23 protein-coding genes are annotated in these 24,331 nt (G+C 54.5%); 8 read left to right on the forward strand and 15 right to left on the reverse strand.

Annotated elements, in window-relative coordinates:
* Nucleotides 1–30: 30 nt before the first annotated feature.
* The 11 genes from atpG to asnC all read right to left on the reverse strand — a co-directional run bounded on the left by atpG (nt 31) and on the right by asnC (nt 9,670).
* On the reverse strand, nt 31–894 hold the full coding sequence (gene atpG, locus ACWKXT_RS14145; protein WP_032673476.1) for a F0F1 ATP synthase subunit gamma: 864 nt from the start codon (nt 892–894) through the stop codon (nt 31–33).
* Between the two features lie 51 nt (nt 895–945).
* A complete protein-coding gene (gene atpA, locus ACWKXT_RS14150; protein WP_006808751.1) occupies nt 946–2,487 on the reverse strand; it encodes a F0F1 ATP synthase subunit alpha in 1,542 nt (513 codons plus the stop codon).
* A 12-nt stretch (nt 2,488–2,499) separates the two neighbouring features.
* Nucleotides 2,500–3,033 carry a F0F1 ATP synthase subunit delta gene (atpH, locus tag ACWKXT_RS14155; protein WP_003862369.1) on the reverse strand — a complete coding sequence of 178 codons (534 nt, stop codon included), beginning with the start codon at nt 3,031–3,033 and terminating at the stop codon, nt 2,500–2,502.
* A 14-nt stretch (nt 3,034–3,047) separates the two neighbouring features.
* Nucleotides 3,048–3,518 (reverse strand): F0F1 ATP synthase subunit B, encoded by a 471-nt coding sequence (gene atpF / locus ACWKXT_RS14160; protein ID WP_003862370.1) that lies wholly within the window; start codon nt 3,516–3,518, stop codon nt 3,048–3,050.
* Nucleotides 3,519–3,566: 48 nt separating this feature from the next.
* Complete coding sequence (gene atpE / locus ACWKXT_RS14165) at nt 3,567–3,806, reverse strand: F0F1 ATP synthase subunit C (protein WP_000429386.1); 240 nt, start codon at nt 3,804–3,806, stop codon at nt 3,567–3,569.
* A 49-nt stretch (nt 3,807–3,855) separates the two neighbouring features.
* The gene (gene atpB, locus ACWKXT_RS14170) at nt 3,856–4,671 is read right to left on the reverse strand and encodes a F0F1 ATP synthase subunit A (protein WP_032635216.1); all 816 of its coding nucleotides are present in this window, start codon (nt 4,669–4,671) and stop codon (nt 3,856–3,858) included.
* Nucleotides 4,672–4,679: 8 nt separating this feature from the next.
* Nucleotides 4,680–5,060 carry a F0F1 ATP synthase subunit I gene (atpI, locus tag ACWKXT_RS14175; protein WP_262804855.1) on the reverse strand — a complete coding sequence of 127 codons (381 nt, stop codon included), beginning with the start codon at nt 5,058–5,060 and terminating at the stop codon, nt 4,680–4,682.
* 616 nt (nt 5,061–5,676) lie between these two features.
* Nucleotides 5,677–6,300: a 16S rRNA (guanine(527)-N(7))-methyltransferase RsmG gene (gene rsmG, locus ACWKXT_RS14180; protein ID WP_454532678.1), complete on the reverse strand. Its 624-nt coding sequence runs from the start codon at nt 6,298–6,300 to the stop codon at nt 5,677–5,679.
* Between the two features lie 107 nt (nt 6,301–6,407).
* Nucleotides 6,408–8,297 (reverse strand): tRNA uridine-5-carboxymethylaminomethyl(34) synthesis enzyme MnmG, encoded by a 1,890-nt coding sequence (gene mnmG / locus ACWKXT_RS14185; RefSeq protein WP_008500196.1) that lies wholly within the window; start codon nt 8,295–8,297, stop codon nt 6,408–6,410.
* A 374-nt stretch (nt 8,298–8,671) separates the two neighbouring features.
* Nucleotides 8,672–9,121 (reverse strand): FMN-binding protein MioC, encoded by a 450-nt coding sequence (mioC, locus tag ACWKXT_RS14190; RefSeq protein WP_003862381.1) that lies wholly within the window; start codon nt 9,119–9,121, stop codon nt 8,672–8,674.
* Between the two features lie 90 nt (nt 9,122–9,211).
* Nucleotides 9,212–9,670, reverse strand: a complete 459-nt coding sequence (gene asnC / locus ACWKXT_RS14195; protein ID WP_008500198.1) for a transcriptional regulator AsnC — start codon at nt 9,668–9,670, stop codon at nt 9,212–9,214.
* A gap of 151 nt (nt 9,671–9,821) precedes the next feature.
* Between asnC and asnA the strand changes: the two genes are divergently transcribed.
* Nucleotides 9,822–10,814, forward strand: a complete 993-nt coding sequence (gene asnA / locus ACWKXT_RS14200; protein ID WP_454528119.1) for an aspartate--ammonia ligase — start codon at nt 9,822–9,824, stop codon at nt 10,812–10,814.
* On the opposite strand, the gene viaA is transcribed toward asnA, so the two are convergent.
* Entirely contained in the window at nt 10,815–12,266 is a 1,452-nt protein-coding gene (gene viaA, locus ACWKXT_RS14205) for an ATPase RavA stimulator ViaA (RefSeq protein WP_454532679.1), read from the reverse strand.
* Nucleotides 12,260–13,756: an ATPase RavA gene (gene ravA / locus ACWKXT_RS14210; protein ID WP_454532680.1), complete on the reverse strand. Its 1,497-nt coding sequence runs from the start codon at nt 13,754–13,756 to the stop codon at nt 12,260–12,262. The genes viaA and ravA overlap by 7 nt, the downstream gene beginning before the upstream one ends.
* A gap of 221 nt (nt 13,757–13,977) precedes the next feature.
* On the opposite strand from ravA, the gene kup reads away from it, so the two are divergent.
* The 7 genes from kup (at nt 13,978) to rbsR (ending at nt 21,925) form a co-directional block, all read left to right on the forward strand.
* A complete protein-coding gene (kup, locus tag ACWKXT_RS14215; RefSeq protein WP_080329730.1) occupies nt 13,978–15,846 on the forward strand; it encodes a low affinity potassium transporter Kup in 1,869 nt (622 codons plus the stop codon).
* Nucleotides 15,847–16,072: 226 nt separating this feature from the next.
* The gene (gene rbsD / locus ACWKXT_RS14220; protein ID WP_003862392.1) at nt 16,073–16,492 is read left to right on the forward strand and encodes a D-ribose pyranase; all 420 of its coding nucleotides are present in this window, start codon (nt 16,073–16,075) and stop codon (nt 16,490–16,492) included.
* Between the two features lie 7 nt (nt 16,493–16,499).
* Nucleotides 16,500–18,005 (forward strand): ribose ABC transporter ATP-binding protein RbsA, encoded by a 1,506-nt coding sequence (gene rbsA, locus ACWKXT_RS14225; RefSeq protein ID WP_454529669.1) that lies wholly within the window; start codon nt 16,500–16,502, stop codon nt 18,003–18,005.
* A gap of 4 nt (nt 18,006–18,009) precedes the next feature.
* Complete coding sequence (rbsC, locus tag ACWKXT_RS14230; protein ID WP_006808742.1) at nt 18,010–18,975, forward strand: ribose ABC transporter permease; 966 nt, start codon at nt 18,010–18,012, stop codon at nt 18,973–18,975.
* A 27-nt stretch (nt 18,976–19,002) separates the two neighbouring features.
* Nucleotides 19,003–19,893 carry a ribose ABC transporter substrate-binding protein RbsB gene (gene rbsB / locus ACWKXT_RS14235; protein WP_010426610.1) on the forward strand — a complete coding sequence of 297 codons (891 nt, stop codon included), beginning with the start codon at nt 19,003–19,005 and terminating at the stop codon, nt 19,891–19,893.
* Nucleotides 19,894–19,999: 106 nt separating this feature from the next.
* Nucleotides 20,000–20,929 (forward strand): ribokinase, encoded by a 930-nt coding sequence (gene rbsK, locus ACWKXT_RS14240; protein ID WP_454529670.1) that lies wholly within the window; start codon nt 20,000–20,002, stop codon nt 20,927–20,929.
* Between the two features lie 3 nt (nt 20,930–20,932).
* Nucleotides 20,933–21,925, forward strand: a complete 993-nt coding sequence (gene rbsR / locus ACWKXT_RS14245) for a ribose operon transcriptional repressor RbsR (RefSeq protein WP_454532681.1) — start codon at nt 20,933–20,935, stop codon at nt 21,923–21,925.
* Here the strand turns inward: rbsR and mdtD are convergent.
* On the reverse strand, nt 21,891–23,324 hold the full coding sequence (gene mdtD, locus ACWKXT_RS14250; RefSeq protein ID WP_454532682.1) for a multidrug transporter subunit MdtD: 1,434 nt from the start codon (nt 23,322–23,324) through the stop codon (nt 21,891–21,893). The two genes, rbsR and mdtD, sit on opposite strands and share 35 nt — an antisense overlap.
* A complete protein-coding gene (locus ACWKXT_RS14255) occupies nt 23,321–24,028 on the reverse strand; it encodes a FadR/GntR family transcriptional regulator (RefSeq protein ID WP_454532683.1) in 708 nt (235 codons plus the stop codon). Before ACWKXT_RS14255 ends, mdtD begins: the two co-directional genes overlap by 4 nt.
* Between the last annotated feature and the right edge of the window lie 303 nt (nt 24,029–24,331).

Raw genomic sequence — 24,331 nt, forward strand, 5'->3', positions numbered from 1 at the left:
TTGAATCCTCTACGTAATTCGTAAACCTGGTTAAACCGCGGCGGCCCCCGAGACGATCTCGGTGAGTTCCTGAGTAATGCTGGCCTGACGAGCTTTGTTGTAAACCAACTGCAGCTCTTTAATCAGGCTGCCGCCATTATCGGTCGCGGCTTTCATCGCCACCATTCGTGCGGCCTGCTCGCTGGCCAGGTTTTCTACAACGCCCTGATAAACCTGAGATTCAACGTAACGACGCAGCAGGGTATCCAGCAGCGGTTTCGGATCGGGTTCATACAGGTAATCCCAGGCTTTCTGCTTCAGCTCGTCATCTTCTGATGCCGGTAACGGCAGCATCTGAGTGAGCGTTGGAACCTGAGACATGGTGTTAATGAATTTGTTGCTGACAACGTACAGTCTGTCCAGACGGCCTTCATCGTAGGCCTGCAACATCACTTTAACCGGGCCGATCAGTTCGGACAGGGACGGGTTATCACCCATACCGGTCACCTGAGCGACAATGTTGCCACCAACGGAGTTAAAGAAAGAGACGCCTTTAGAGCCAATCAGTGCCAGATCGCACTGAACGCCTTTATCGGACCATGCTTTCATATCCGCCAGCAGTTTTTTGAACAGGTTAATGTTCAAGCCGCCACACAGACCACGGTCAGTCGACACCACCAGGTAGCCCACGCGCTTAACGTCGCGTTCTTCCAGGTAAGGGTGCTTATATTCCAGATTACCGTTTGCAAGGTGACCAATCACTTTGCGCATGGTTTCTGCATAAGGACGGCTGGCCGCCATGCGATCCTGCGATTTACGCATTTTGGAAGCGGCGACCATCTCCATCGCTTTAGTGATCTTTTGCGTGTTCTGGACGCTTGCGATCTTACTACGTATCTCTTTTGCGCCGGCCATGAGCTTCTCCTCAATGCCAGGCGGCTTGCCCTGAGACAAGCCGCCGGACGATTACCAGGATTGGGTTGCTTTGAAGGAATCGAGGATAGCTTTCAGCTTGCCTTCGATTTCGTCGTTATAGCCACCGGTCTGGTTGATCTCTTGCATCAGCGGAGCGTGATCACGGTCGACGTAAGCCAGCAGAGCGGCTTCGAAGCTACCGATTTTCGCCAGTTCCACATCTTCGAGGTAACCGCGTTCAGCCGCAAACAGTACCAGGCCCTGCTGAGCAACAGACATTGGAGCGTACTGTTTCTGCTTCAGCAGCTCGGTCACTTTCTGACCGTGGCTCAGCTGTTTACGGGTTGCTTCGTCCAGATCGGATGCGAACTGAGAGAACGCAGCCAGTTCACGATACTGTGCCAGCGCGGTACGGATACCACCGGACAGTTTCTTGATGATCTTGGTCTGAGCAGCACCACCCACACGGGATACGGAGATACCCGGGTTAACCGCCGGACGAATACCGGAGTTAAACAGGTTGGTTTCCAGGAAGATCTGACCGTCGGTAATGGAGATTACGTTGGTCGGAACGAACGCAGAAACGTCACCCGCCTGGGTTTCAATGATCGGCAGAGCGGTCAGAGAACCTGTTTTACCCTTCACTTCACCTTTGGTGAAGTTCTCGACGTATTCCGCGTTAACGCGGGAAGCACGCTCCAGCAGACGAGAGTGGAGGTAGAATACGTCGCCAGGGAATGCTTCACGTCCAGGTGGACGACGGAGCAGCAGGGAAACCTGACGATAAGCAACAGCCTGTTTAGACAGGTCATCGTATACGATCAGCGCATCTTCACCGCGGTCACGGAAGTATTCGCCCATAGCGCAACCGGCATATGGCGCCAGGTATTGCAGTGCAGCAGATTCAGACGCGGTTGCTACCACAACGATGGTGTTAGACAGTGCGCCGTGCTCTTCCAGTTTACGAACCACGTTGGAAATGGTGGACGCTTTCTGGCCGATAGCCACGTACACACATTTGATGCCGGAATCACGCTGGTTGATGATGGCGTCGATTGCCATCGCGGTTTTACCGGTCTGACGGTCACCGATGATCAGTTCACGCTGACCACGACCGATTGGGATCATGGCGTCAACGGACTTATAACCCGTCTGCACTGGCTGATCAACGGACTGACGGTCGATAACGCCTGGTGCGATAACTTCGATTGGGGAGAAGCCATCGTGCTCAACCGGACCTTTACCGTCGATTGGCGCACCCAGGGTGTTAACAACGCGCCCCAGCAGGCCACGGCCAACCGGCACTTCCAGAATACGGCCAGTACACTTAACCTTCATGCCTTCGGCGAGGTCAGCGTATGGACCCATCACAACTGCACCTACGGAGTCGCGCTCCAGGTTCAGTGCGATAGCGTAACGGTTACCCGGCAGGGAAATCATCTCACCCTGCATACAATCGGCCAGGCCGTGGATGCGGATAACACCGTCACTTACAGAAACAATAGTACCTTCGTTGTGAGCTTCACTCACAACACTGAACTGAGCAATGCGCTGCTTGATCAGTTCGCTGATTTCGGTGGAATTCAGTTGCATGCTCCAGTCCCCTTAAGACTGCAAGACGTCTGCAAGGCGCTCAAGACGGCCGCGTACGCTGCCATCAATGACCATATCACCCGAGCGGATGATTACGCCTGCCATTACAGACTTATCGATTTTGCAATTCAGCTTAACTTTGCGTGACAGACGTTTTTCCATCGCGGCGGTGATTTTCGCAAGCTGTTCGTCACTCAGTTCAGTCGCGGAAGTCACTTCGACTTCTGCAGTTGCTTCACTAAGGGCACGTAAGTGCTCAAACTGCTCGAGAACATCCGGGAGCACACGGAGACGACCATTTTCTGCCATCACCTTAATCAGGTTCTGGCCATTGGCATCCAGTTGCTCTCCGCACACGGCGATAAACGACGCGGCGAGGGTTTCAGGTGCTAACGCACCGGAAAGCAACTCGGCCATTTGTTCGTTTTTCGTCACCTCAGCGGCAAACGCCAGCATATTCTGCCAGCGATCGACATTTTGGTGTTCGACAGCAAAGTCAAAAGCTGCTTTGGCGTAGGGGCGAGCTACCGTAACAAATTCAGACATCAGCCCCTCCCTCCTTACAGTTCAGCGACAAGTTTGTCCACGATGTCGCTGTTAGCAGCTTCATCCACGGAACGTTCGATGATCTTCTCGGCGCCAGCAACAGCCAGAATCGCAACCTGCTTACGCAGTTCTTCACGAGCACGTTTACGCTCAGCTTCAATTTCAGCCTGAGCCTGTGTCACGATCTTAGTACGTTCCTGTTCTGCTTCAGCTTTGGCTTCGTCCAGGATCTGTGAACGGCGTTTGTTAGCCTGTTCAATGATTACCTGAGCTTCAGCTTTCGCTTTTTTCAGCTGGTCTGTCGCGTTGGCCTGTGCAAGGTCCAAATCTTTCTTAGCGCGTTCTGCGGAAGCCAGACCGTCAGCAATTTCTTTCTGACGTTTTTCGATGGCAGCCATTAAAGGCGGCCATACATACTTCATGCAGAACCAGACAAAGAGAATAAACGCGATGGCCTGGCCGAGGATTGTTGCGTTCATGTTCACAGCACAATACCTCTTAAATTTCTGTGGCTTGGGGTTTTAAAACAACTACTACGCGACAGCAAACATCACGTACAGACCCAGACCTACAGCGATCATTGGGATTGCATCCACCAGACCCATAACGATAAAGAACTGAGTACGCAGCAGAGGAATCAGATCAGGTTGACGCGCTGCGCCTTCCAGGAATTTACCTCCGAGGATGCCGATACCGATCGCAGCACCGATAGCCGCCAGACCCATCATCACAGCGGCAGCCATGTACAGCAGATCCATATTCAGGTTTTCCATGACAGTCTCCAGTTTGTTTCAATTAAAACGTAGTAGTGTTGGTAAAAAATCAGTGCTCTTCAGACGCCATCGACAGATAGACGATCGTCAGAACCATGAAGATAAAGGCTTGCAGCGTAATGATCAGGATGTGGAAAATGGCCCATGGCACATTAAGAATCCACTGTGACCACCACGGCAGAAGACCCGCGATCAGAATGAAAATCAGCTCACCCGCATACATGTTGCCGAACAGTCGCAGACCCAGTGAAACAGGTTTGGACAGCAGGCTAACGCCTTCCAGGATCAGGTTGACCGGAATAAACGCCCAGTGGTTGAACGGCTGCAAGGTAAGCTCTTTCACAAAGCCGCTTACGCCTTTCATTTTGATGCTGTAGAAAAGAATCAGGATAAATACGCCCAGCGCCATCGACAGGGTGATGTTCACGTCCGCAGACGGTACAACACGCAGCGCAGGCAGGCCGAAGATGTGCTCGCCGATGAACGGCAGCAGGTCAATTGGCAGCAGGTCCATCAGGTTCATCAGGAAGACCCAAACGAACACGGTCAGGGCCAGCGGAGCAATCAGCTTGCTCTTACCATGGTACATATCTTTCACGCTGCCATGGACGAAGCCGATGATCATTTCGATGAACGTCTGGAATTTCCCTGGAACACCGCTGGTCGCCTTTTTAGCAACGCTGCGGAACATGGCCAGGAACAGAAGACCCAAAACCACCGAGAAGAACATGGAGTCGATGTTGATCGTCCAGAAGGTGGCCGGGGGGTTATGTGGATCCACCAGCGAGAATGTACGCAGGTCCAGCTGAAGGTTATTCAGATGGTGACCTATGTAATCCTGCGGCGTCATATTTTCTGAAGCCATGATGCCTTTTACCCTTTGTTATTGATTACAGCTGGAGCCAGAACTTGTACCACCAGCACCAAAACCCACGTTGCTATCAGCGGCATGAATACCACTTTCAAAACCGCCAGCGCCATCACCAGTAAAACAAAGGTCAGCAACACCTTACACACTTCGCCGAGAGCGAAGGACCAGGCCACGCGGCCTTTGGCGGGTGTATGCGCCTGATGACGCCAGGCAAAAATCATAAACAACACGTTTGGCAGCACAACCGCCAAACCCCCGCACACGGCGGAGATGCCCCAGAAGGGGTCTTTGAGGCTAAACAGCAGTCCACTTGCTATCACAGCCAGAAACTGAATGAACAGAAGCTTACGAGCAACGTTTCTACTCAAGAGCGACACAGACATCACGTTTTTACTCCTGCTCCCTTCGAGGTATGCCGCGTGTCGTATAAAACGTCCTTTAAGGCTCAGAGTCAAGCATCAAAAAGCGGACAAATTATACGGTGCGTACCCGTGATTTCAAACATTAAGTAGCGAAAAGGTGAATAAATGTTTAAATATTTTTCCCCACCGCTATTTTTTAACTTTCGCTGAAAGCATCGACCTTCGAGCAAAACTGCAAACAGCGCGAAAACGTTGGCTACAAAGCGTGCACGAGATCACAAAACACACATTTGTGATAAGGTTGTATTTATCAAAGCAGTAAATCGCTCAGGATTATCTTTCTGAAATTAAACATAAAATATCGCAACTATTTTCAAAACAGCACTGTACACAATAAAAACCTTTTATTGACATTCTTAATAAATAATTAACATTGCGTTCTGGTTACAACCTTCCACTTTTAGCAGGCTGATATTTTCGTTGTTGACTATCTTCACGGTGAATAATTGGCGCGACGTTAACCGCAAGAAAAACCTTAGTGAAAAAGAGGTTAAACGCTCTCTGGTAAATCCCGGGGAGTTGTGCTGTTTTTTAACATGCTGAGAACAGCACAAATTCCACATTTTTTATTTAAATTTTAAAAATTGTTTGGCTTAATTATCACCAGATGACGTTCACCATCGAGCTGAGGAATGTTTAGTTTCTCGATAGATTCAACCGTAAATCCATTCGGAAGTTGTTCAATCTCATCACCGGGCAGCTGTCCTTTCAGCGCATAAAAACACCCATCTTCTGCCGGCAAATGCTTACACCAGCTCACCATGTCGTTGAGGGAAGCAAACGCGCGGCTGATAACACCGTCAAACGGCGGCTCTGCCGGGAACTCCTCTACCCTGCTCTGCACGGGTGTAATGTTCTCAAGCTTCAGTTCGTGCTGAACCTGACGTAAAAAGCGCACGCGCTTACCCAGGCTGTCCAGCAGCGTGAAGTGACTGTTCGGACGAACAATTGACAGCGGAATGCCCGGCAAACCAGGCCCCGTGCCCACGTCGATAAAACGTTCACCTTTCAGATACGGCGCGACCACGATGCTGTCGAGAATATGACGTACCAGCATCTCGTTGGGGTCGCGTACCGAGGTCAGGTTGTACGCTTTATTCCATTTGTTCAGCATATCGACATAGGCCACCAGCTGGTTTTTCTGGTGATCGGTGAGCGAAATACCTGCCTGATCCAGCAGACGAGAGAGTTTATTGAGCACGGTGAATACCTGTTGGAAAACTTAGGTGGCGGGTAGCGCTTCGCTTACCCGCCCTACGGGTTCAGTAGGCCCGGTAAGCGCAGCGCCACCGGGCAATCTTCTGGGCATTACGCGCTGCGGCGCAGCATACCCTGTTTCTTCAGCCACACCAGCAGAATCGAAATCGCGGCAGGCGTGACGCCGGAGATACGTGAAGCCTGGCCGATCGACACCGGTTTGTGATCGTTCAGCTTGGCGATCACTTCGTTGGAAAGGCCCGTTACCTGACGGTAGTCCAGCATTTCCGGCAGCAGCGTGTTTTCGTTGCGCTGCTGTTTTTCGATCTCATCCTGCTGACGCGCGATGTAACCTTCGTACTTCACCTGGATCTCGACCTGTTCAGCTGCTTCAGCGTCTTCAAGACCCGGTGCGAACGCGGTCAGTTTGACCAGGTTCTCGTAGGTGACTTCAGGACGGCGCAGCAGATCTTCCCCACTGGCCTCGCGCGACAGCGGCGCAGTTAAGTGAGCGTTCACTTCGGCAGCGGTTTCCGCCTGCGGATTCACCCAGGTGGTTTTCAGGCGCTGACGTTCCTGCTCAATACGTTCCAGCTTCTCGTTGAAGCGCGCCCAGCGTTCATCATCCACCAGACCCAGCTCTCGGCCCATCTCTGTCAGACGCAGATCGGCGTTATCTTCACGCAGCATCAGGCGATATTCCGCGCGAGAGGTAAACATACGGTACGGCTCTTTGGTGCCCAGCGTGCAGAGATCGTCGACCAGCACGCCCAGATAGGCCTGAGAGCGCGCAGGCGCCCAGCCCTCTTTCTCAGCAGAGAAGCGGGCAGCGTTCAGACCGGCAAGCAGACCCTGTGCAGCCGCTTCTTCATAGCCGGTGGTGCCGTTAATCTGGCCCGCAAAGAACAGACCATGGATGAATTTGCTCTCCAGCGTCGGCTTCAGGTCACGTGGGTCGAAGAAATCGTACTCAATAGCGTAGCCAGGGCGAACGATTTTCGCATTCTCCATCCCCTGCATTGAGCGAACAATCTGCATCTGCACGTCGAACGGCAGGCTGGTGGAAATGCCGTTCGGGTAAATTTCGTTCGAGGTCAGCCCTTCCGGCTCCAGGAAGATCTGGTGCTGGTTACGATCGGCAAAGCGCATCACTTTGTCTTCGATCGACGGGCAGTAACGTGGACCGATCCCTTCGATCACGCCAGCGTACATTGGGCTGCGATCGAGGTTATTGCGGATCACGTCATGGGTTTTTTCGTTGGTATGCGTGATGTAGCACGGTACCTGCTGCGGGTGTTGCGCTGCGTTGCCCATGAACGAGAAGACAGGCATCGGGTTATCACCGTGCTGTTGCGCCAGCACGCTGAAATCAATGGTGCGCGCATCAATACGCGGTGGTGTACCGGTTTTCAGGCGGCTAACGCGCAGCGGCAGTTCACGCAGACGACGAGACAGCGGGATGGACGGCGGATCGCCAGCACGGCCACCGCTGTAGTTGTCCAGACCAATATGGATTTTGCCGTCCAGGAATGTCCCTACGGTCAGCACCACGGCTTTGGCACGGAACTTGAGTCCCATCTGAGTCACGGCGCCCACTACGCGATCGTTCTCAACGATAAGATCTTCAACCGCCTGCTGGAAGATCATCAGGTTCGGCTGATTCTCCAGCGCGGTGCGCACGGCCTGGCGGTAGAGCACGCGGTCTGCCTGCGCTCGGGTGGCGCGGACTGCAGGGCCTTTACTCGCGTTTAGTATCCTAAACTGGATGCCTGCATGATCGATCGCTTTCGCCATCAGGCCGCCAAGTGCATCCACTTCTTTTACCAGGTGTCCTTTCCCAATGCCGCCAATCGCCGGATTACAGGACATTTGTCCCAGCGTGTCGATATTGTGTGTCAAAAGCAGGGTCTGCTGACCCATACGCGCTGCGGCCATTGCGGCCTCAGTGCCTGCGTGACCCCCGCCAATGATGATGACGTCAAAAGGATCCTGATAAAACATGGTGGTCTGCCTCGCGTAAAGCGGTATGAAAATGGATTGAAGCCCGGGCCGTGGATTCTACTCAACTTTAGTCTTTCGAGAAAGCACTGGGATCCTGGGCTATTAAAAAGAAGATCTTTTTATTTAGAGATCTGTTCTATTGTGATCTCTTATTAGGATCGCGAACCTGTGTGGATAAGTCCGATCCCATAAATAAGATCATGCAGTTAGGAAGGATCGTTTGCTGTGAATGATCGGTGATCCTGGACCGTATAAGCTGGGATCAGATCGCCACTTTATACACAGGTCAAAAACTAAACCAGAGTTGTTCTTTGGATAACTACCGCTTAATACGAGCTTTTAACCAGAGTTATCCACATCTGATCGCGCGATCTTTAATCGTTTTTGAGTAAATTTTTCCATTCCGCGAGCCAGATCTCAGCTGGATCCTCCGGAATATCATGATCGAGGATGTTGATCTTGAGCGTTTCACCCAGCTGTTTTGCCCCGCAAGCGGTAACAGCGGCTTCAACTTTCTCTATTGCCCCGCAAAAGGTGTCATATTCACGACTGCCGATCCCCACCGCACCAAAACGGACGTTTGACAGGTCGGGCTGCTGTTCCAGCAGTTCGTCATATAAAGGTTGCAGGTTATCCGGCAGATCGCCCGCGCCATGCGTGGAGGTGATCAGCAGCCAGACCCCGTCAGTCGGGAGATCTTCAAGCAGCGGCCCATGCAGCGTTTGTGTAGAAAAGCCCGCATCTTCCAGCTTCTCGGCCAGATGTTCCGCTACGTATTCCGCACCGCCAAGGGTGCTGCCGCTGATAAGGGTAATGTCCGCCATTGATCGCTCGCTCAGATAAAGAGGGGATCATTGTACGCTGTGAACGAGCTGGGATCTACCTGTGGAAAATGTGGGAATGAATTTGCCCGATCACGGGCGGATGGTACGCATGATCGGGTTTTGCAGGGAGATCAATGTCTCAGTGGACTGAATTTCATCGATTGTTTGGATCTTGTTGATAAGTACCTGCTGGAGAGCATCAATGGATCGGCACATCACCTTTATAAAGATGCTGTAGTGCCCGGTGGTGTAGTACGCCTCGGTGACTTCATCGAGCGCGTTCAGCTTCGCCAGCGCGGAGGGATAGTCTTTTGCACTTTTAAGAATGATGCCGATGAAGCAGCAGACGTCGTAACCCAGCTGTTTCGGGCTGACGTCAATGCGCGCGCCGGTAATGATCCCTGCCTGCTTCATTTTCTCTACGCGAACGTGAATGGTCCCGGGGCTGACGCCAAACTGTTTTGCCAGTTCGGCATAGGCGGTACGGGCATTGGCCATTAAGGCCTCCAGGATGCCGCGGTCCAGATTGTCGATCTGATAATTTTCCATAGCTTTTTCTTATGAAGATTAATGAATACGTCTATTCTAGCGTCTTATTTTAACGAATCAAAAGTGAAGGCGGCTTTTTGTTGATGGGTTATTGAATTAACTGCCGGTTCTGTTGCTTAATCATTACCAACAGGACGCAGGAGTATAAATAATGAAAACCGCTTACATCGCAAAACAACGCCAGATCAGTTTCGTAAAATCCCATTTTTCCCGCCAGCTGGAAGAGAAGCTTGGTCTTATTGAAGTTCAGGCACCGATTCTGAGCCGTGTGGGTGACGGGACGCAGGATAACCTGTCTGGATGCGAAAAAGCGGTACAGGTGAAAGTGAAAACACTGCCAGACGCTCAGTTCGAAGTGGTTCATTCACTGGCGAAGTGGAAGCGTCAAACCCTGGGACAACACGACTTCAGCGCGGGCGAAGGGCTTTACACGCACATGAAAGCCCTTCGCCCCGATGAAGACCGCCTTTCCCCCATTCACTCTGTCTACGTTGACCAGTGGGACTGGGAGCGCGTGATGGGTGATGGCGAGCGCCACATCGGCACGCTGAAATCCACCGTGGAGGCGATCTACGCCGGGATCAAAGCGACCGAAGCGGCCGTGAGTAAAGAGTTTGGTCTGGCACCGTTCCTGCCGGACACGATCCACTTTGTCCACAGCCAGGAACTGCTGAGCCGCTTCCCGGATCTGGATGCCAAAGGCCGCGAGCGGGCGATCGCCAAAGAGCTGGGCGCGGTTTTCCTGATTGGCATCGGCGGCAAACTGTCTGATGGCAAACGCCACGACGTACGCGCACCGGATTATGATGACTGGAGCACTGCGGGTGAGGGCGAATTTGCCGGGCTGAACGGCGATATTCTGGTGTGGAACCCGGTTCTGGAAGATGCGTTTGAGCTCTCTTCCATGGGGATCCGCGTGGATGCTGAGGCGCTGAAGCGCCAGCTGGCGGTGACCGGGGATGAAGATCGTCTGCAACTGGAGTGGCACCAGGCGCTGCTGCGCGGTGAAATGCCGCAGACCATCGGCGGCGGTATCGGCCAGTCCCGTCTGACCATGCTGCTGCTGCAGCTGTCCCATATCGGTCAGGTACAGTGTGGCGTCTGGCCGCAGCAGGTTCGTGAAAGCGTCGGTTCTCTTCTTTAATTAACGCCGCCAGCGTCTGAGCAGACGGCTACGCAACCCGGTATCAAAGCGCCAGATATGATCGAAGATGCGCATGATGCCGGGTTTTCCATGTGCGGACATCGCAACGGCATGGAAACGGTGCTGATGCACCCGTTGTAACTCCTTCACCTTATTCACCACGTCATCCGGTAGCCGCTGGGCAATAAAATCGGAAATCACCACCGCGTCAGCGTCGTACCAGTCGCCGCCCTGCATCCGTTCAACGATGCTGCGAAAGCAGCTAGCCAGATCGGTACCGCCGCGAAAACGCTGGCTCAAAAAGCGGATGGCCTGCTCAATGCCCTGCTGGTTTGTCAGCTCATAGCCCACGACTTCGCTGGAAAAGAGCATGATAAAGCAGCGACGGCGATCGGCGAGCGCCACGCGCATCAGCGCCAGACAAAACGCCTTCGCGCACTGCTCGTTAAAACCGCCCATCGATCCGGACGTATCCACGCAAACAATGAATGGCCCGCGCGGCTGTTCATCAAAATCCTGATGGACTACCGGGCGCTGACTGAGCTTTTCGCGCCAGGCTTCGCCGTGCAACCGGTAAGTGAGAAGCTGCTTTTCCACCAGCCGACGGTAAAATTCATACTCCAGCTCGGTCATCCCCAGCGTGCTCAGTTCGGTGGGCAGCAGGCGCAGGATGTCGTCGCTTTGCTGAAGCCCGTCCACCTGCTCCGGTACGGTGGCCGGTTCGCGAACCAGGGTGCGGAAGGTTTCCATCGGGGCATCCTTCTTTGGGACCGATTTGGCCTCCCGCGAGCGACCGAGCTGTTCCGCAAGCTTCATCAGCTCCGGCTGCTGGGCAAGAAAGTCGCCGTACTTCACGATCAGCTGATAATCCCCGCGCCGCAGCTGTCCGGCGCTCATATCCCAGAGGCGACCGGCGGCGTTTTCATTTTCTACCAGCACCTCTTCCAGCTGCCCGCTCAGCGTCATGCGTTCCTGAACTTCGCTGAGCAGCTGTTCGCGCTCTTCATCCAGCAACTGCTGGTTCAGCGTTGTGGTCTGAACAACAAGGCTCAGCCGCCAGCGCTGTAAAAAGAGGGTGTGAAGCGCCGGAGTCATGGTGGCATTTTCCGTGACCAGCGCGCGTGCCTGGCTGGCAAACGGAGAATGTACTTTATCGAGAAGGGCCAGCGTTTGCGGGATCTGGACGATAAACTGCGGCGTCGAAAGCCGCTGACACTGCTGATAGGCCGCGACTTCCTCCGTCAGTTCTGGCGGGACTTCTGTCTCCTTAAACCGCTGCCGCAGGTTATCGCGCCAGCGCGGGAGATCGTCGGTCATCGCCTTTTTGAGCTTTGGGAATTTTTCAAAGAAGGCCGCCAGCTGCGGCGATGCCAGAAGGGTAATCACCACCTCCTCGATCAACCCTTCCTCGCTGACGGCCAGCATCATATTGAGCGTGTCCAGCGTTAGCATTGACGTGCCTGTTTGATCTGCGCGCTGACGTCCTGCAGGCTGGCTTCAATGCGGCCTAACCAGTCGCTATGAATAAAGAGGCATTTTTGCTGCTCGCTGAAGCGGGTGTGCTGCTGGTGCCATTCGGTATCAAGCGCTTCCAGCTGCTGTTTGATCTCTTCCGGCACGCTGTCCGAGGCGGTGCCGGGAAGCGCAAGACGCGATCCCTGCAGGCTCACGTCGCGGATCACCAGATGCTGACTGCTGTCCACTTCCATATTCAACGGCTGCGCGAAACCGATGCCGTTGAGCTTGCCGCGGATCTCTCCGCCCTTATCCAGCCACTGCGCCAGCGGCTCGCGCTCAATCGTAATGTGCACCACCTGCATATCATGCAGCTTGAGCGGCTGCTGGAGCAGCAATGTCAGCGTCGTGCCGGTCAGATCGGCGGGTAACTCGTAATGCGGTTTGCGGGCGAACATGCCGCCCAGGCGATTCACTTTCAGCGCGGTTTTATCGCTTTGCTGCTGCTGGAGCTGTAAGCGCCGTTGGGCAATCGCCCCCAGCTGGTTGAGCATCGCCTGCTGCCCCCAGGCGTGTCCGGTCATCAAAACGTCAAGCTGCTGCTGCATCAGGTTCATGCCTTCAGCATCGTGCCAGAGGCAGTCTTTCAGCAGGATCAGATCGATTGGCGCGACGGCATCACGGCCGCTGAACAGGGCGCTGGCCTGGAGCAAACGAATCGCTTTTTTCCATCGACGGTCAGAGACATACGGGGCGGAAGGCAGTAAATCAAGCTGCTGGCGCAGCATGAAGATCAACTCAAAAACGGCATCGGGCAGTTTGATTTTGCCGATCTCGTCCTGCCACTGATGGTACTCCTCGTCCGTCACCTGCAGTGACGGCGCCACCGGGTTTTCGTTCTCATCCTGCTGGCTCACCAGCATGGAGCGGAAGTTGGATTTGTCCTGCACTTTATCCAGCCACAGGCGGATCAGCATACGATCATACAGCGCTTCCAGACTGCTGTCGGCTTCGGGCAGTTCGTTTGACGCGGCCACCAGCAGGCGCATGGGGATTTTCTCTTCACTGGCACCGTTGCGGAACCGACGTTCGTTAATCGCCGTCAGCAGGGTATTCAGAATGGCCGGACCGGCTTTCCAGATCTCATCAAGAAAGACGATTTCCGCTTCCGGAAGATAACCCGCCGTCAGACGCTCATAGCGCCCTTCATCTTTCAGCGCCTGAATAGAAAGCGGGCCGAAAACTTCTTCGGGGGTGGAGAAGCGCGTCATTAAATATTCAAATGCGCGGGCGTTCTGGAAAGCGAACTTGAGGCGGCGTGCGATCAGACTCTTGGCAATGCCCGGCGGTCCCAGCAGAAACACGCTTTCACCGCTCAACGCTGCCAGCAGGCAAAGACGAATGGCGTGGCTACGCTCGTAAAGGCCTTTCTCCAGTGCGCTGCTGAGGCGGGAAATTCTTTCTGCTAATAAATGTGAGTGAGCCATAATAGTTTTGCATCCTTTCGCCGTCGTGGCGGCTAATTGAAGCGAGTATAGACGTTTCAGTCAGGGCTGGTAATAGGCTGAAGTGCGGCGCAATTTTCTTTGCGCTACATTAATGCGGTTGCATTTAGGGGTACGATTTTGCAATGAATCGTGCATACTGTGCGCTTTTTGTGGACCAAGGGACAGGAACACATTTGTTATTTAAACGAAAAGACTAGTCTATGAGCACTGATAATAAGCAATCATTACCCGCAATTACGCTTGCGGCGATCGGGGTTGTCTACGGTGATATCGGCACCAGCCCGCTTTATACGCTTCGTGAATGTTTGTCCGGCCAGTTTGGCTTTGGTGTTGAGCGCGATGCCGTGTTTGGCTTCCTGTCCCTCATCTTCTGGCTGCTGATCCTGGTCGTTTCCGTTAAATATCTCTCCTTCGTTATGCGTGCAGATAACGCGGGCGAAGGCGGGATCCTGACCCTGATGTCGCTTGCAGGGCGCAATACCTCGGCCAGAATGACGTCTGTGCTGGTGATTATTGGCCTGATAGGCGGCAGCTTCTTCTATGGGGAAGTGGTGATAACGCCGGCTATCTCGGTACTCTCGGCGATTGAAGGGCTGGAAATTATTGCCCCGCAGCTTGATACCTGGGTTGTCCCGCTGGCAATCATCGTTCTGACGCTGCTGTTCATGATTCAGAAGCATGGTACCGGGCTGGTGGGTAAACTGTTTGCGCCGATTATGCTGGCCTGGTTCCTGATCCTGGCCGCGCTCGGCTTGCGTAGCATCATCGCTAACCCGGAAGTCCTTCAGGCGCTGAACCCTTATTGGGCAGTGCATTTCTTCCTGGAATATAAAGTCGTTTCCTTCGTGGCGCTGGGTGCGGTCGTGCTTTCCATCACCGGCGTTGAGGCGTTGTATGCCGATATGGGGCACTTCGGGAAGCTGCCTATCCGCGTGGCCTGGTTTATGGTTGTGCTGCCGTCGCTGGTACTGAATTACTTCGGTCAGGGGGCGCTGTTGCTCAAAAACCCGGAGGCAATTAAGAACCCGTTCTTCCTGCTGGCACCTGACTGGGCGCTGGTGCCTATGCTGATCCTCGCTACGTTGGCGACGGTTATTGCCTCTCAGGCCGTTATTTCCGGCGTCTTCTCTCTGACGCGCCAGGCCGTGCGTCTGGGATATCTCTCGCCAATGCGCATTATCCATACTTCAGAAATGGAGTCGGGTCAGATTTACATCCCGTTCGTTAACTGGCTGCTCTACTTTGCTGTTGTGATTGTGATCGTCAGCTTTGAGCACTCCAGTAATCTGGCGGCAGCGTACGGTATTGCCGTGACCGGTACGATGGTGCTGACGTCGCTTCTCTCCACCACGGTGGCGTACCGCAACTGGCACTGGAATAAATTCCTCGTGGCGATGATTCTGGTCGGCTTCCTGTGCATCGATGTACCGCTGTTCTCCGCAAACCTCGACAAAATTGTCTCCGGCGGCTGGCTGCCGCTGACGCTGGGCCTGTTGATGTTCATTGTGATGACCACATGGAAGAGCGAGCGCTTCCGACTGCTGCGCCGCATGCATGAGCACGGGAATTCTCTGGAGGCGATGATCGCGTCGCTGGAGAAATCTCCGCCGGTGCGCGTGCCGGGTACCGCGGTTTATATGTCTCGTGCCCTGAACGTGATCCCGTTTGCGCTGATGCATAACCTCAAGCACAACAAAGTGCTCCACGAGCGCGTGATCCTGCTGACGCTGCGCACCGAAGATGCGCCGTACGTCCACAATGTGCGTCGCGTGCAGATCGAGCAGCTCTCGCCGACCTTCTGGCGCGTGGTGGCGAGCTACGGCTGGCGCGAAACGCCGAACGTGGAAGAGGTGTTCCACCGCTGCGGTCTGGAAGGGTTAAGCTGCCGGATGATGGAGACGTCATTCTTTATGTCGCACGAGTCGCTGATTATCGGCAAACGTCCGTGGTATCTGCGTCTGCGCGGCAAGCTGTACCTGATCCTGCAGCGTAACGCCCTGCGCGCGCCAGACCAGTTTGAGATCCCGCCTAACCGCGTGATTGAGCTGGGAACGCAGGTTGAGATTTAAGTCTTTGTGCGGCCTGATGCCCTCACCCCGACCCTCTCCCACAGGGAGAGGGCGCAAACATAAAAAACGGTAACCTTGGGGTTACCGTTTTGCATTTACCTCCACTCCATTTCACTTAGCGAAACGTTTCGACGTTGATCACAAATCCGTTACGTCATGGTGGTTTTCTGAACACTCTTGCGTCTACACTCTTTGTAGCGAAACGTTTCGCTAGTGGAGCAAGAAAATGAAGAAAGGCACGGTTCTTAACTCAGAAATCTCATCGGTTATTTCCCGTCTTGGGCATACCGATACGCTGGTAGTTTGCGATGCAGGCTTACCGGTTCCGCGCAGCACAACCCGTATTGATATGGCGTTAACGCAGGGTGTTCCTTCGTTTATGCAGGTACTGGAAGTCGTGACGGCGGAGATGCAGGTTGAGGCGGCCATTCTCGCGGCGGAAATCAAACAACATAATCCGCAACTCCACGAAACGTTGCTCAGCCATATTGAGCAACTGCAACAACACCAGGGAAACACCATAGAAATTCGTTACACAACGCACGAGCAGTTCAAACAACAAACCGCAGACAGTCAGGCGGTGATTCGCAGCGGGGAGTGTTCCCCGTATGCGAATATCATTCTCTGTGCTGGCGTCACCTTCTGAGGCCATCATGGACGCATTACTGCAACTCAAAGGGATCGATAAATCTTTCCCGGGCGTAAAAGCCCTCTCCGGTGCGGCGCTGAACGTCTACCCAGGCCGCGTGATGGCGCTGGTGGGCGAAAACGGCGCCGGCAAATCCACCATGATGAAAGTGCTTACCGGTATCTACCAACGCGATGCCGGTTCGCTCTTATGGCTGGGTCAAGAGACCACCTTTAACGGCCCGAAATCCTCTCAGGAAGCGGGCATCGGCATTATCCACCAGGAGCTGAACCTCATCCCACAGCTCACCATTGCGGAAAACATCTTCCTCGGCCGCGAGTTTGTTAACCGGTTCGGCAAAATCGACTGGAAAACCATGTATGCCGAAGCGGACAAGCTGCTGGCGAAGCTGAACCTGCGCTTTAAGAGCGACCGCCTGGTCGGCGATCTCTCCATTGGCGATCAGCAGATGGTGGAAATTGCCAAGGTGCTGAGCTTTGAGTCGAAGGTCATCATTATGGATGAACCGACCGACGCCCTGACCGACACCGAAACTGAATCCCTGTTCCGCGTGATCCGCGAGCTAAAGTCTCAGGGGCGCGGGATTGTCTATATCTCCCACCGTATGAAAGAGATCTTCGAAATCTGCGACGACGTGACCGTCTTCCGCGACGGGCAGTTTATTGCCGAGCGCGAAGTGGCGACGCTGACCGAAGATACGCTTATCGAAATGATGGTGGGACGTAAGCTCGAAGATCAGTATCCGCATCTGGACAAAGCGCCGGGTGAGATCCGCCTGAAGGTGGACAACCTCTGCGGCCCGGGCGTGAACGACGTGACCTTTACCCTGCGCCAGGGCGAGATCCTGGGCGTGGCGGGCCTGATGGGCGCCGGCCGTACCGAGCTGATGAAAGTGCTTTACGGCGCACTGCCGCGCACCAGCGGTTACGTCACCCTCGACGGTCATGAAGTGGTCACCCGCTCTCCGCAGGATGGCCTGGCGAACGGCATCGTCTATATCTCCGAAGACCGCAAGCGCGACGGCTTAGTGCTGGGCATGTCGGTAAAAGAGAACATGTCGCTTACCGCGCTGCGCTATTTCAGCCATAGCGGCGGTAGCCTGAAGCATAAAGACGAACAGCAGGCGGTCAGCGATTTTATCCGCCTCTTTAACGTCAAAACCCCGTCTATGGAGCAAGCCATCGGCCTGTTGTCCGGCGGGAATCAGCAGAAAGTGGCGATTGCCCGCGGGCTGATGACGCGCCCGAAAGTGTTGATCCTCGACGAGCCAACCCGCGGCGTGGATGTGGGTGCGAAGAAAGAGATCTATCAGCTGATTAACCAGTTCAAGGCCGACGGTCTGAGCATCATTCTGGTCTCTTCTGAGATGCCAGAAGTGTTAGGCATGAGCGATCGCATTATCGTCATGCATGAAGGGCATCTCGGCGGTGAATTCACTCGCGAGCAGGCCACCCAGGAAGTTCTGATGGCTGCCGCTGTGGGCAAGCTTAATCGCGTGAATCAGGAGTAAGAAGATGACTACCCAGGCTGTTTCTGGTCGCCGCTATTTCACAAAGGCATGGTTGATGGAACAAAAATCGCTGATTGCCCTGCTGGTGCTGATCGCGATTGTGTCGACCATGAGCCCGAATTTCTTCACCGTGAATAACCTGTTCAACATTCTGCAGCAGACGTCGGTGAACGCCATTATGGCGGTCGGCATGACGCTGGTGATTTTGACCTCGGGTATCGATCTGTCCGTCGGTTCCCTGCTGGCGCTCACCGGTGCGATCGCCGCTTCTATTGTTGGCATTGAAGTCAACGCGCTGGTGGCCGTTGCCGCTGCGCTGGCCGCTGGCGCGGCGATTGGTGCCGTAACCGGCGTGATTGTCGCAAAAGGCCGCGTTCAGGCGTTCATCGCCACGCTGGTGATGATGCTGCTGCTGCGCGGTGTCACCATGGTGTACACCAACGGCAGCCCGGTTAATACCGGCTTTACCGATAACGCCGATCTTTTTGGCTGGTTCGGTATCGGTCGCCCGCTGGGTGTCCCGACCCCGGTCTGGATCATGGCTATCGTCTTCCTGGCGGCATGGTACATGCTGCACCACACCCGTCTGGGACGTTATATCTACGCGCTGGGCGGTAACGAAGCGGCAACGCGCCTGTCCGGGATCAGCGTTAATAAAGTCAAAATTATCGTTTACTCCCTTTGCGGGCTGCTGGCGTCACTGGCAGGCATCATTGAAGTGGCGCGTCTCTCCTCTGCGCAGCCAACGGCAGGTACGGGTTATGAGCTGGATGCCATTGCGGCAGTGGTTCTGGGCGGTACGAGTCTTGCGGGCGGTAAAGGTCGCATTGTTGGGACATTGATCGGCGCACTGATTCTTGGTTTCCTGAATAATGGTTTGAATTTGTTAGGTGTTTCCTCCTATTACCAGATGATCGTTAAGGCAGTGGTGATTTTGCTGGCGGTCCTGGTAGACAACAAAAAACAGTAACTGACGACACTACAGGACATCTTAGATATGAACATGAAAAAACTGGCTACCCTGGTTTCTGCTGTCGCGCTGAGCGCAACCGTAAGTGCTAACGCCATGGCGAAAGACACCATCGCGCTGGTTGTCTCTACCCTGAACAATCCGTTCTTCGTCTCCCTGAAGGATGGTGCGCAGAAAGAAGCGGACAAACTGGGCTACAACCTGGTGGTGCTGGATTCACAGAACAACCCGGCGAAAGAGCTGGCGAACGTGCAGGACCTGACCGTTCGTGGTACTAAAATTCTGCTGATCAACCCAACCGATTCCGACGCCGTAGGTAACGCCGTTAAGATGGCAAACCAGGCGAAAATCCCGGTCATTACCCTGGACCGTCAGGCGACAAAAGGTGAAGTTGTCAGCCACATCGCGTCTGATAACGTGCTGGGCGGTAAAATCGCGGGTGACTACATCGCGAAGAAAGCCGGTGAAGGCGCGAAAGTTATCGAACTGCAGGGCATTGCCGGGACTTCCGCAGCGCGCGAGCGTGGTGAAGGCTTCCAGCAGGCCGTTGCTGCGCACAAATTTAACGTGCTGGCGAGCCAGCCGGCAGACTTCGACCGTACTAAAGGTCTGAATGTCATGCAGAACCTGCTGACCGCGCACCCTGACGTGCAGGCGGTATTCGCGCAGAACGACGAAATGGCGCTGGGTGCGCTGCGTGCCCTGCAGACCGCAGGTAAATCTGATGTGATGGTTGTCGGATTTGACGGCACGCCGGATGGTGAAAAAGCAGTAAACGATGGCAAACTGGCTGCGACCATCGCTCAGCTACCTGAGCAGATTGGCGCGACTGGCGTTGAAACTGCCGACAAAGTGCTGAAGGGCGAAAAAGTTCAGGCCAAATATCCGGTTGACCTGAAGCTGGTCATTAAGCAGTAAAAGGCGAATCAGGCAGTCGCTGGCTGCCTGAGGGACACCAATAAAGAAAAGTGTGGCATACGCCACCGGGTAATACCGGTGGCGCTCTCAGATGGACAACCCAACCATGAAAACCGCAGGCAACCTCGTCGTCCTTGGCAGTATCAATGCCGATCACATTCTTAACCTTGAATCGTTCCCTACGCCGGGCGAAACCGTCACCGGTAATCAGTATCAGGTGGCGTTTGGCGGTAAGGGCGCAAACCAGGCCGTTGCCGCCGGACGCAGCGGAGCAAATATCGCGTTTATCGCCTGCACGGGTGATGACGATACCGGCGAGCGCGTTCGCAAACAGCTGGTCAGCGATCGTATTGATATTGCGCCGGTCAGCGTGGTTGCAGGGGAATCTACCGGCGTGGCGCTGATTTTCGTCAACGCGGAAGGTGAGAATGTTATCGGTATTCATGCGGGTGCGAATGCTGCGTTAACGACAGAACGCGTCGACGCGCAGCGCGGAATCATCGCCGGCGCGGAAGCCCTGCTGATGCAGCTGGAATCACCGGTTGAAAGCGTGATGGCCGCTGCGAAAATTGCGCATGAAAATCATACCACTGTCGTACTTAACCCGGCCCCAGCCCGTGTATTATCAGACGAGCTACTGGCGCTGGTGGACATCATCACGCCAAACGAAACCGAAGCGGAAAAGCTGACGGGCATTCGCGTCGAGAATGACGACGATGCAGCGCGTGCGGCAAAAGCGCTGCACGATAAAGGTATCGGCACCGTTATTATTACCCTTGGCAGCCGCGGCGTGTGGGCAAGCGTAAACGGTGAAGGCCGTCGCGTGCCGGGCTTTAAGGTGAAAGCCATTGACACTATCGCGGCAGGAGACACCTTTAACGGTGCGCTGGTGACGGCGCTGCTGGAAGGAAAAGTGATGGATGATGCGATCCGCTTTGCGCATGCTGCCGCCGCGATTGCGGTGACGCGTAAAGGCGCACAACCTTCCGTTCCGTGGCGTAAAGAGATCGATGACTTCTTAAGTCAGCAGGGGTAACGCTTGGCTACGATGAAAGATGTCGCCCGTATGGCGGGCGTTTCTACTTCAACTGTCTCTCACGTTATTAATAACGATCGTTTCGTCAGCGAGGCGATTCGGGAGAAAGTCGAAGCGGCAGTAAAAGATCTCAACTATGCGCCGTCGGCGCTGGCGCGCAGTCTCAAGCTCAACCAGACGCGCACCATCGGCATGCTGATCACGGCCAGTACGAATCCTTTCTATTCTGAACTGGTGCGCGGCGTGGAGCGCAGCTGCTTCGAGCGTGGCTACAGTCTGGTGCTGTGTAATACCGAAGGCGACGAGCAGCGCATGAACCGTAACCTGGAGACGCTGATGCAAAAACGCGTCGACGGGCTGCTGTTGCTCTGTACCGAAACGCATCAGCCGTCGAAAGAGATCATCCAGCGTTATCCTTCAATTCCCACAGTGATGATGGACTGGGCGCCGTTCGACGGCACCAGCGATCTGATCCAGGATAACTCGCTGCTGGGCGGCGATATGGCGACTCAGCATCTGATCGATAAAGGTCATACCCGCATTGCCTGTATTACCGGCCCGCTGGACAAAACCCCGGCGCGCCTGCGTCTGGAAGGCTATCTTTCGGCCATGGCACGGGCGGGGCTTGCCATTCCCGATGGCTACCGGATCACCGGCGATTTCGAATTTAACGGTGGATTTGAAGCAATGCAGAAACTGCTGGCGCAAGAGCCGCGCCCGCAGGCGGTGTTTATCGGTAACGATGCGATGGCATTCGGAGCCTATCAGGCGCTGTATCTGGCAGGGTTACGCGTTCCGGACGATATGGCGATCGTGGGCTACGATGATATCGAACTGGCGCGCTATATGACGCCGCCGCTGACCACCATTCATCAGCCGAAGGATGAACTGGGTGAGCTGGCCATCGATGTGTTAATCCACCGTATGGCACAGACCACGCTGCAACAGCAACGTCTGCAGCTTACTCCTGTTCTGATGGAACGCGGTTCGGTTTAGCTTTCTCTTTGTGACGCTCTTTAATCAGGTTTCGGCCATCTTTTGGTTTTAACAGCATGAAGACCAGCGCCGATACCACGGTAAGTGCGCCCATGGTGATAAAGGTATAGTGGAACTGCTCGACGGTATTTGTACCGTCAAACCCTTCATAAAAACGCAGTACTGCCGCGCTCACGGCAACCCCGAGGCTGATCGACAGCTGTTGAGTGACCGCCAGTACGCTGTTGCCGCTGCTGGCATTCTCGTCGGTAAGGTCCGCAAGGGTGATGGTGTTCATCGACGTAAACTGCGTTGACATCGCCATCCCCAGTACAAACAGCGGCAGGATCAGCATCCAGACCGGTAATGCGGCGGATTGCAGCGAGAACTGCGCAATCATCAGACCGATAAAGACCGTCACGCCAACCAGCGTCTTACGATAGCCAAACCAGCGCAGTACCTGAGTGACCGTTGATTTCGCCAGAATGGAACCCATTGCCGTGGGTGCCATCATGCAGCCGGCAATCAGTGCCGGGTAGCCGAACCCCACCTGCAGCATCAATGGCATCAGGAACGGTACGCAGCCCGTACCCAGACGTGAGGCAATATTGCCCGCGATCCCAACCGAAAACGTTCGGGTGTTAAAGAGCCCGAGGGAGATTAACGGCGTCGGATGACGGCGCGCGTGACGTATATAAAGAAGGAACAGCAGAACACCACTGAGGATGACGACCAGCGCCAGCCACGTTTCAACAATTTTCTCACCAAACAGCTCCATTCCGCTGGAGAACAGCACCAGGCTCAGGCCAAACAGGAAAAAGCCGCCCATATCGAAGCTGCGTCTTGGCGTAGTGAAGTTCGGCATATATTTGCGGGCATAGATCAGCCCTGCCACGCCAATCGGAATATTGATTAGAAATATCCAGTGCCAGCTTGCCCAGGTCACCAGTACGCCCCCGAGGACCGGGCCAAGTATTGGTCCGACCAGCCCCGGCATGGTGACAAAGTTGAGTACGGGGAGCAGTTCGCTGCGTGGGTAGGCTCGCAACAATGCAAGGCGCGCGACGGGCATCATCATCGCGCCGCCTATCCCCTGTAGAACGCGGAAGATTACCAGTTCCGTTAATGAAGTAGAGAGCGCGCAGGCCAGCGAACCCAGCGTAAAGAGCGTTACGGCCAGCATGAAGACTCTGCGGGTGCCAAAACGGTCGGCCAGCCAGCCGCTTACCGGGATCAGCATCGCCACCGTCAGGGTGTAGCTGATGATGGCGGACTGCATCGCCAGCGGAGAGCGGTTAAGGCTTTGCGCAATGGCGGGGAGCGCTGTGTTGAGGATAGTGGCATCCAGTGCCTGCATAAAGAACGCCATGGCTGCAATCCACGGCAATCCGGCCATACTGCGCGCTTTTTTCTCTGTCATTTATTTACCTGCTGGTGGGTTGGCGCGGTGAGCAATGCCTGGCAGGCTGTCAGGGCTCGCTGCCCGTCGCTTTCCTGAATGGCATCCACGATTGCCTGGTGCAAATCCAGCTTTACCACTTCGTCTTGGGTAATAGAGGTAAAGTAGGTGTGGTACACCGAATGGAATAGCGAGGCAAAGGAAGTGAGGAACGGATTGGCGCTCATCATATAGATATGTTCATGCCAGGCCATATCAACCTCTACCCAGCGTTCCCGGTTGAAGTGCTTTTTCAGGAACACCATCTCTTCCATTAAGGCGTTAAGCTGCGCTTTCTGCTCTGCTGTGCCAAGCGTGGCGGCAAGCAGGCATGCCTGAGGTTCAAGGCTGCTGCGCATCACCAGAAAGTGATCGATGACCTGTTGAAAGTTATCTTCGGTCATCCACCAGGAGAGCAGCTCCTGATCGAGAAAATTCCAGTTACTCTGTGGCATCACGCGTGTGCCAATACGAGGGCGCGGAAGTACCATGCCTTTTGCCGTCAGCGTTTTCACCGCTTCGCGAACGGCGGTACGGCTTACCCCAAACTGCTCACCCAGCTCCATTTCACCCGGCAGGATGCTACCCGGGGCATATTTACCCGCTAAAATCCGCTGCGCCAGCTTTTCTGCCAGCACGTACGACAGATTTTTTTGGGCGGCCAGCTGTTGTGCGCTTAATGGCATCGCTTTTATTCCTTAATGTTTCATGCTGTTAATTATGCCACCTCGGATGTGATTGTGGTTGCAGATACATCAAATAGAACAATTTGTAGCTTGATTTCACCGCTGTTGGCGAAAAAAAACACGGATGGAAACTTTTTTTAAATTTCCTCTTGTCACATCAGAATAACTCCCTATAATGCGCCTCCACTGACACGGAACAACGGCACACACGCCGCCGGGTCAGCAGAGAAAAGCAAAACAAACGCTTGACTCTGAAGCGGGAAAGCGTAATATGCACACCCCGCGCCGCAGCGAAAACGAAGC

The organism is Enterobacter sp. UPMP701 (assembly GCF_053709515.1).

Bases quoted from the DNA above. Each gene is read 5' to 3' on its own strand.
- rbsK (WP_454529670.1), top strand. From the start codon at position 20,000: ATGAAAACCGCAGGCAACCTCGTCGTCCTTGGCAGTATCAATGCCGAT.
- asnC (WP_008500198.1), bottom strand. From the start codon at position 9,670: ATGGAAAATTATCAGATCGACAATCTGGACCGCGGCATCCTGGAGGCC.
- ACWKXT_RS14255 (WP_454532683.1), bottom strand. From the start codon at position 24,028: ATGCCATTAAGCGCACAACAGCTGGCCGCCCAAAAAAATCTGTCGTAC.
- ravA (WP_454532680.1), bottom strand. From the start codon at position 13,756: ATGGCTCACTCACATTTATTAGCAGAAAGAATTTCCCGCCTCAGCAGC.
- rbsD (WP_003862392.1), top strand. From the start codon at position 16,073: ATGAAGAAAGGCACGGTTCTTAACTCAGAAATCTCATCGGTTATTTCC.
- mdtD (WP_454532682.1), bottom strand. From the start codon at position 23,324: ATGACAGAGAAAAAAGCGCGCAGTATGGCCGGATTGCCGTGGATTGCA.
- rbsA (WP_454529669.1), top strand. From the start codon at position 16,500: ATGGACGCATTACTGCAACTCAAAGGGATCGATAAATCTTTCCCGGGC.
- atpI (WP_262804855.1), bottom strand. From the start codon at position 5,060: ATGTCTGTGTCGCTCTTGAGTAGAAACGTTGCTCGTAAGCTTCTGTTC.
- atpB (WP_032635216.1), bottom strand. From the start codon at position 4,671: ATGGCTTCAGAAAATATGACGCCGCAGGATTACATAGGTCACCATCTG.
- rbsB (WP_010426610.1), top strand. From the start codon at position 19,003: ATGAACATGAAAAAACTGGCTACCCTGGTTTCTGCTGTCGCGCTGAGC.
- atpA (WP_006808751.1), bottom strand. From the start codon at position 2,487: ATGCAACTGAATTCCACCGAAATCAGCGAACTGATCAAGCAGCGCATT.
- mnmG (WP_008500196.1), bottom strand. From the start codon at position 8,297: ATGTTTTATCAGGATCCTTTTGACGTCATCATCATTGGCGGGGGTCAC.
- kup (WP_080329730.1), top strand. From the start codon at position 13,978: ATGAGCACTGATAATAAGCAATCATTACCCGCAATTACGCTTGCGGCG.
- mioC (WP_003862381.1), bottom strand. From the start codon at position 9,121: ATGGCGGACATTACCCTTATCAGCGGCAGCACCCTTGGCGGTGCGGAA.
- asnA (WP_454528119.1), top strand. From the start codon at position 9,822: ATGAAAACCGCTTACATCGCAAAACAACGCCAGATCAGTTTCGTAAAA.
- atpG (WP_032673476.1), bottom strand. From the start codon at position 894: ATGGCCGGCGCAAAAGAGATACGTAGTAAGATCGCAAGCGTCCAGAAC.
- atpE (WP_000429386.1), bottom strand. From the start codon at position 3,806: ATGGAAAACCTGAATATGGATCTGCTGTACATGGCTGCCGCTGTGATG.
- viaA (WP_454532679.1), bottom strand. From the start codon at position 12,266: ATGCTAACGCTGGACACGCTCAATATGATGCTGGCCGTCAGCGAGGAA.
- rbsC (WP_006808742.1), top strand. From the start codon at position 18,010: ATGACTACCCAGGCTGTTTCTGGTCGCCGCTATTTCACAAAGGCATGG.
- atpH (WP_003862369.1), bottom strand. From the start codon at position 3,033: ATGTCTGAATTTGTTACGGTAGCTCGCCCCTACGCCAAAGCAGCTTTT.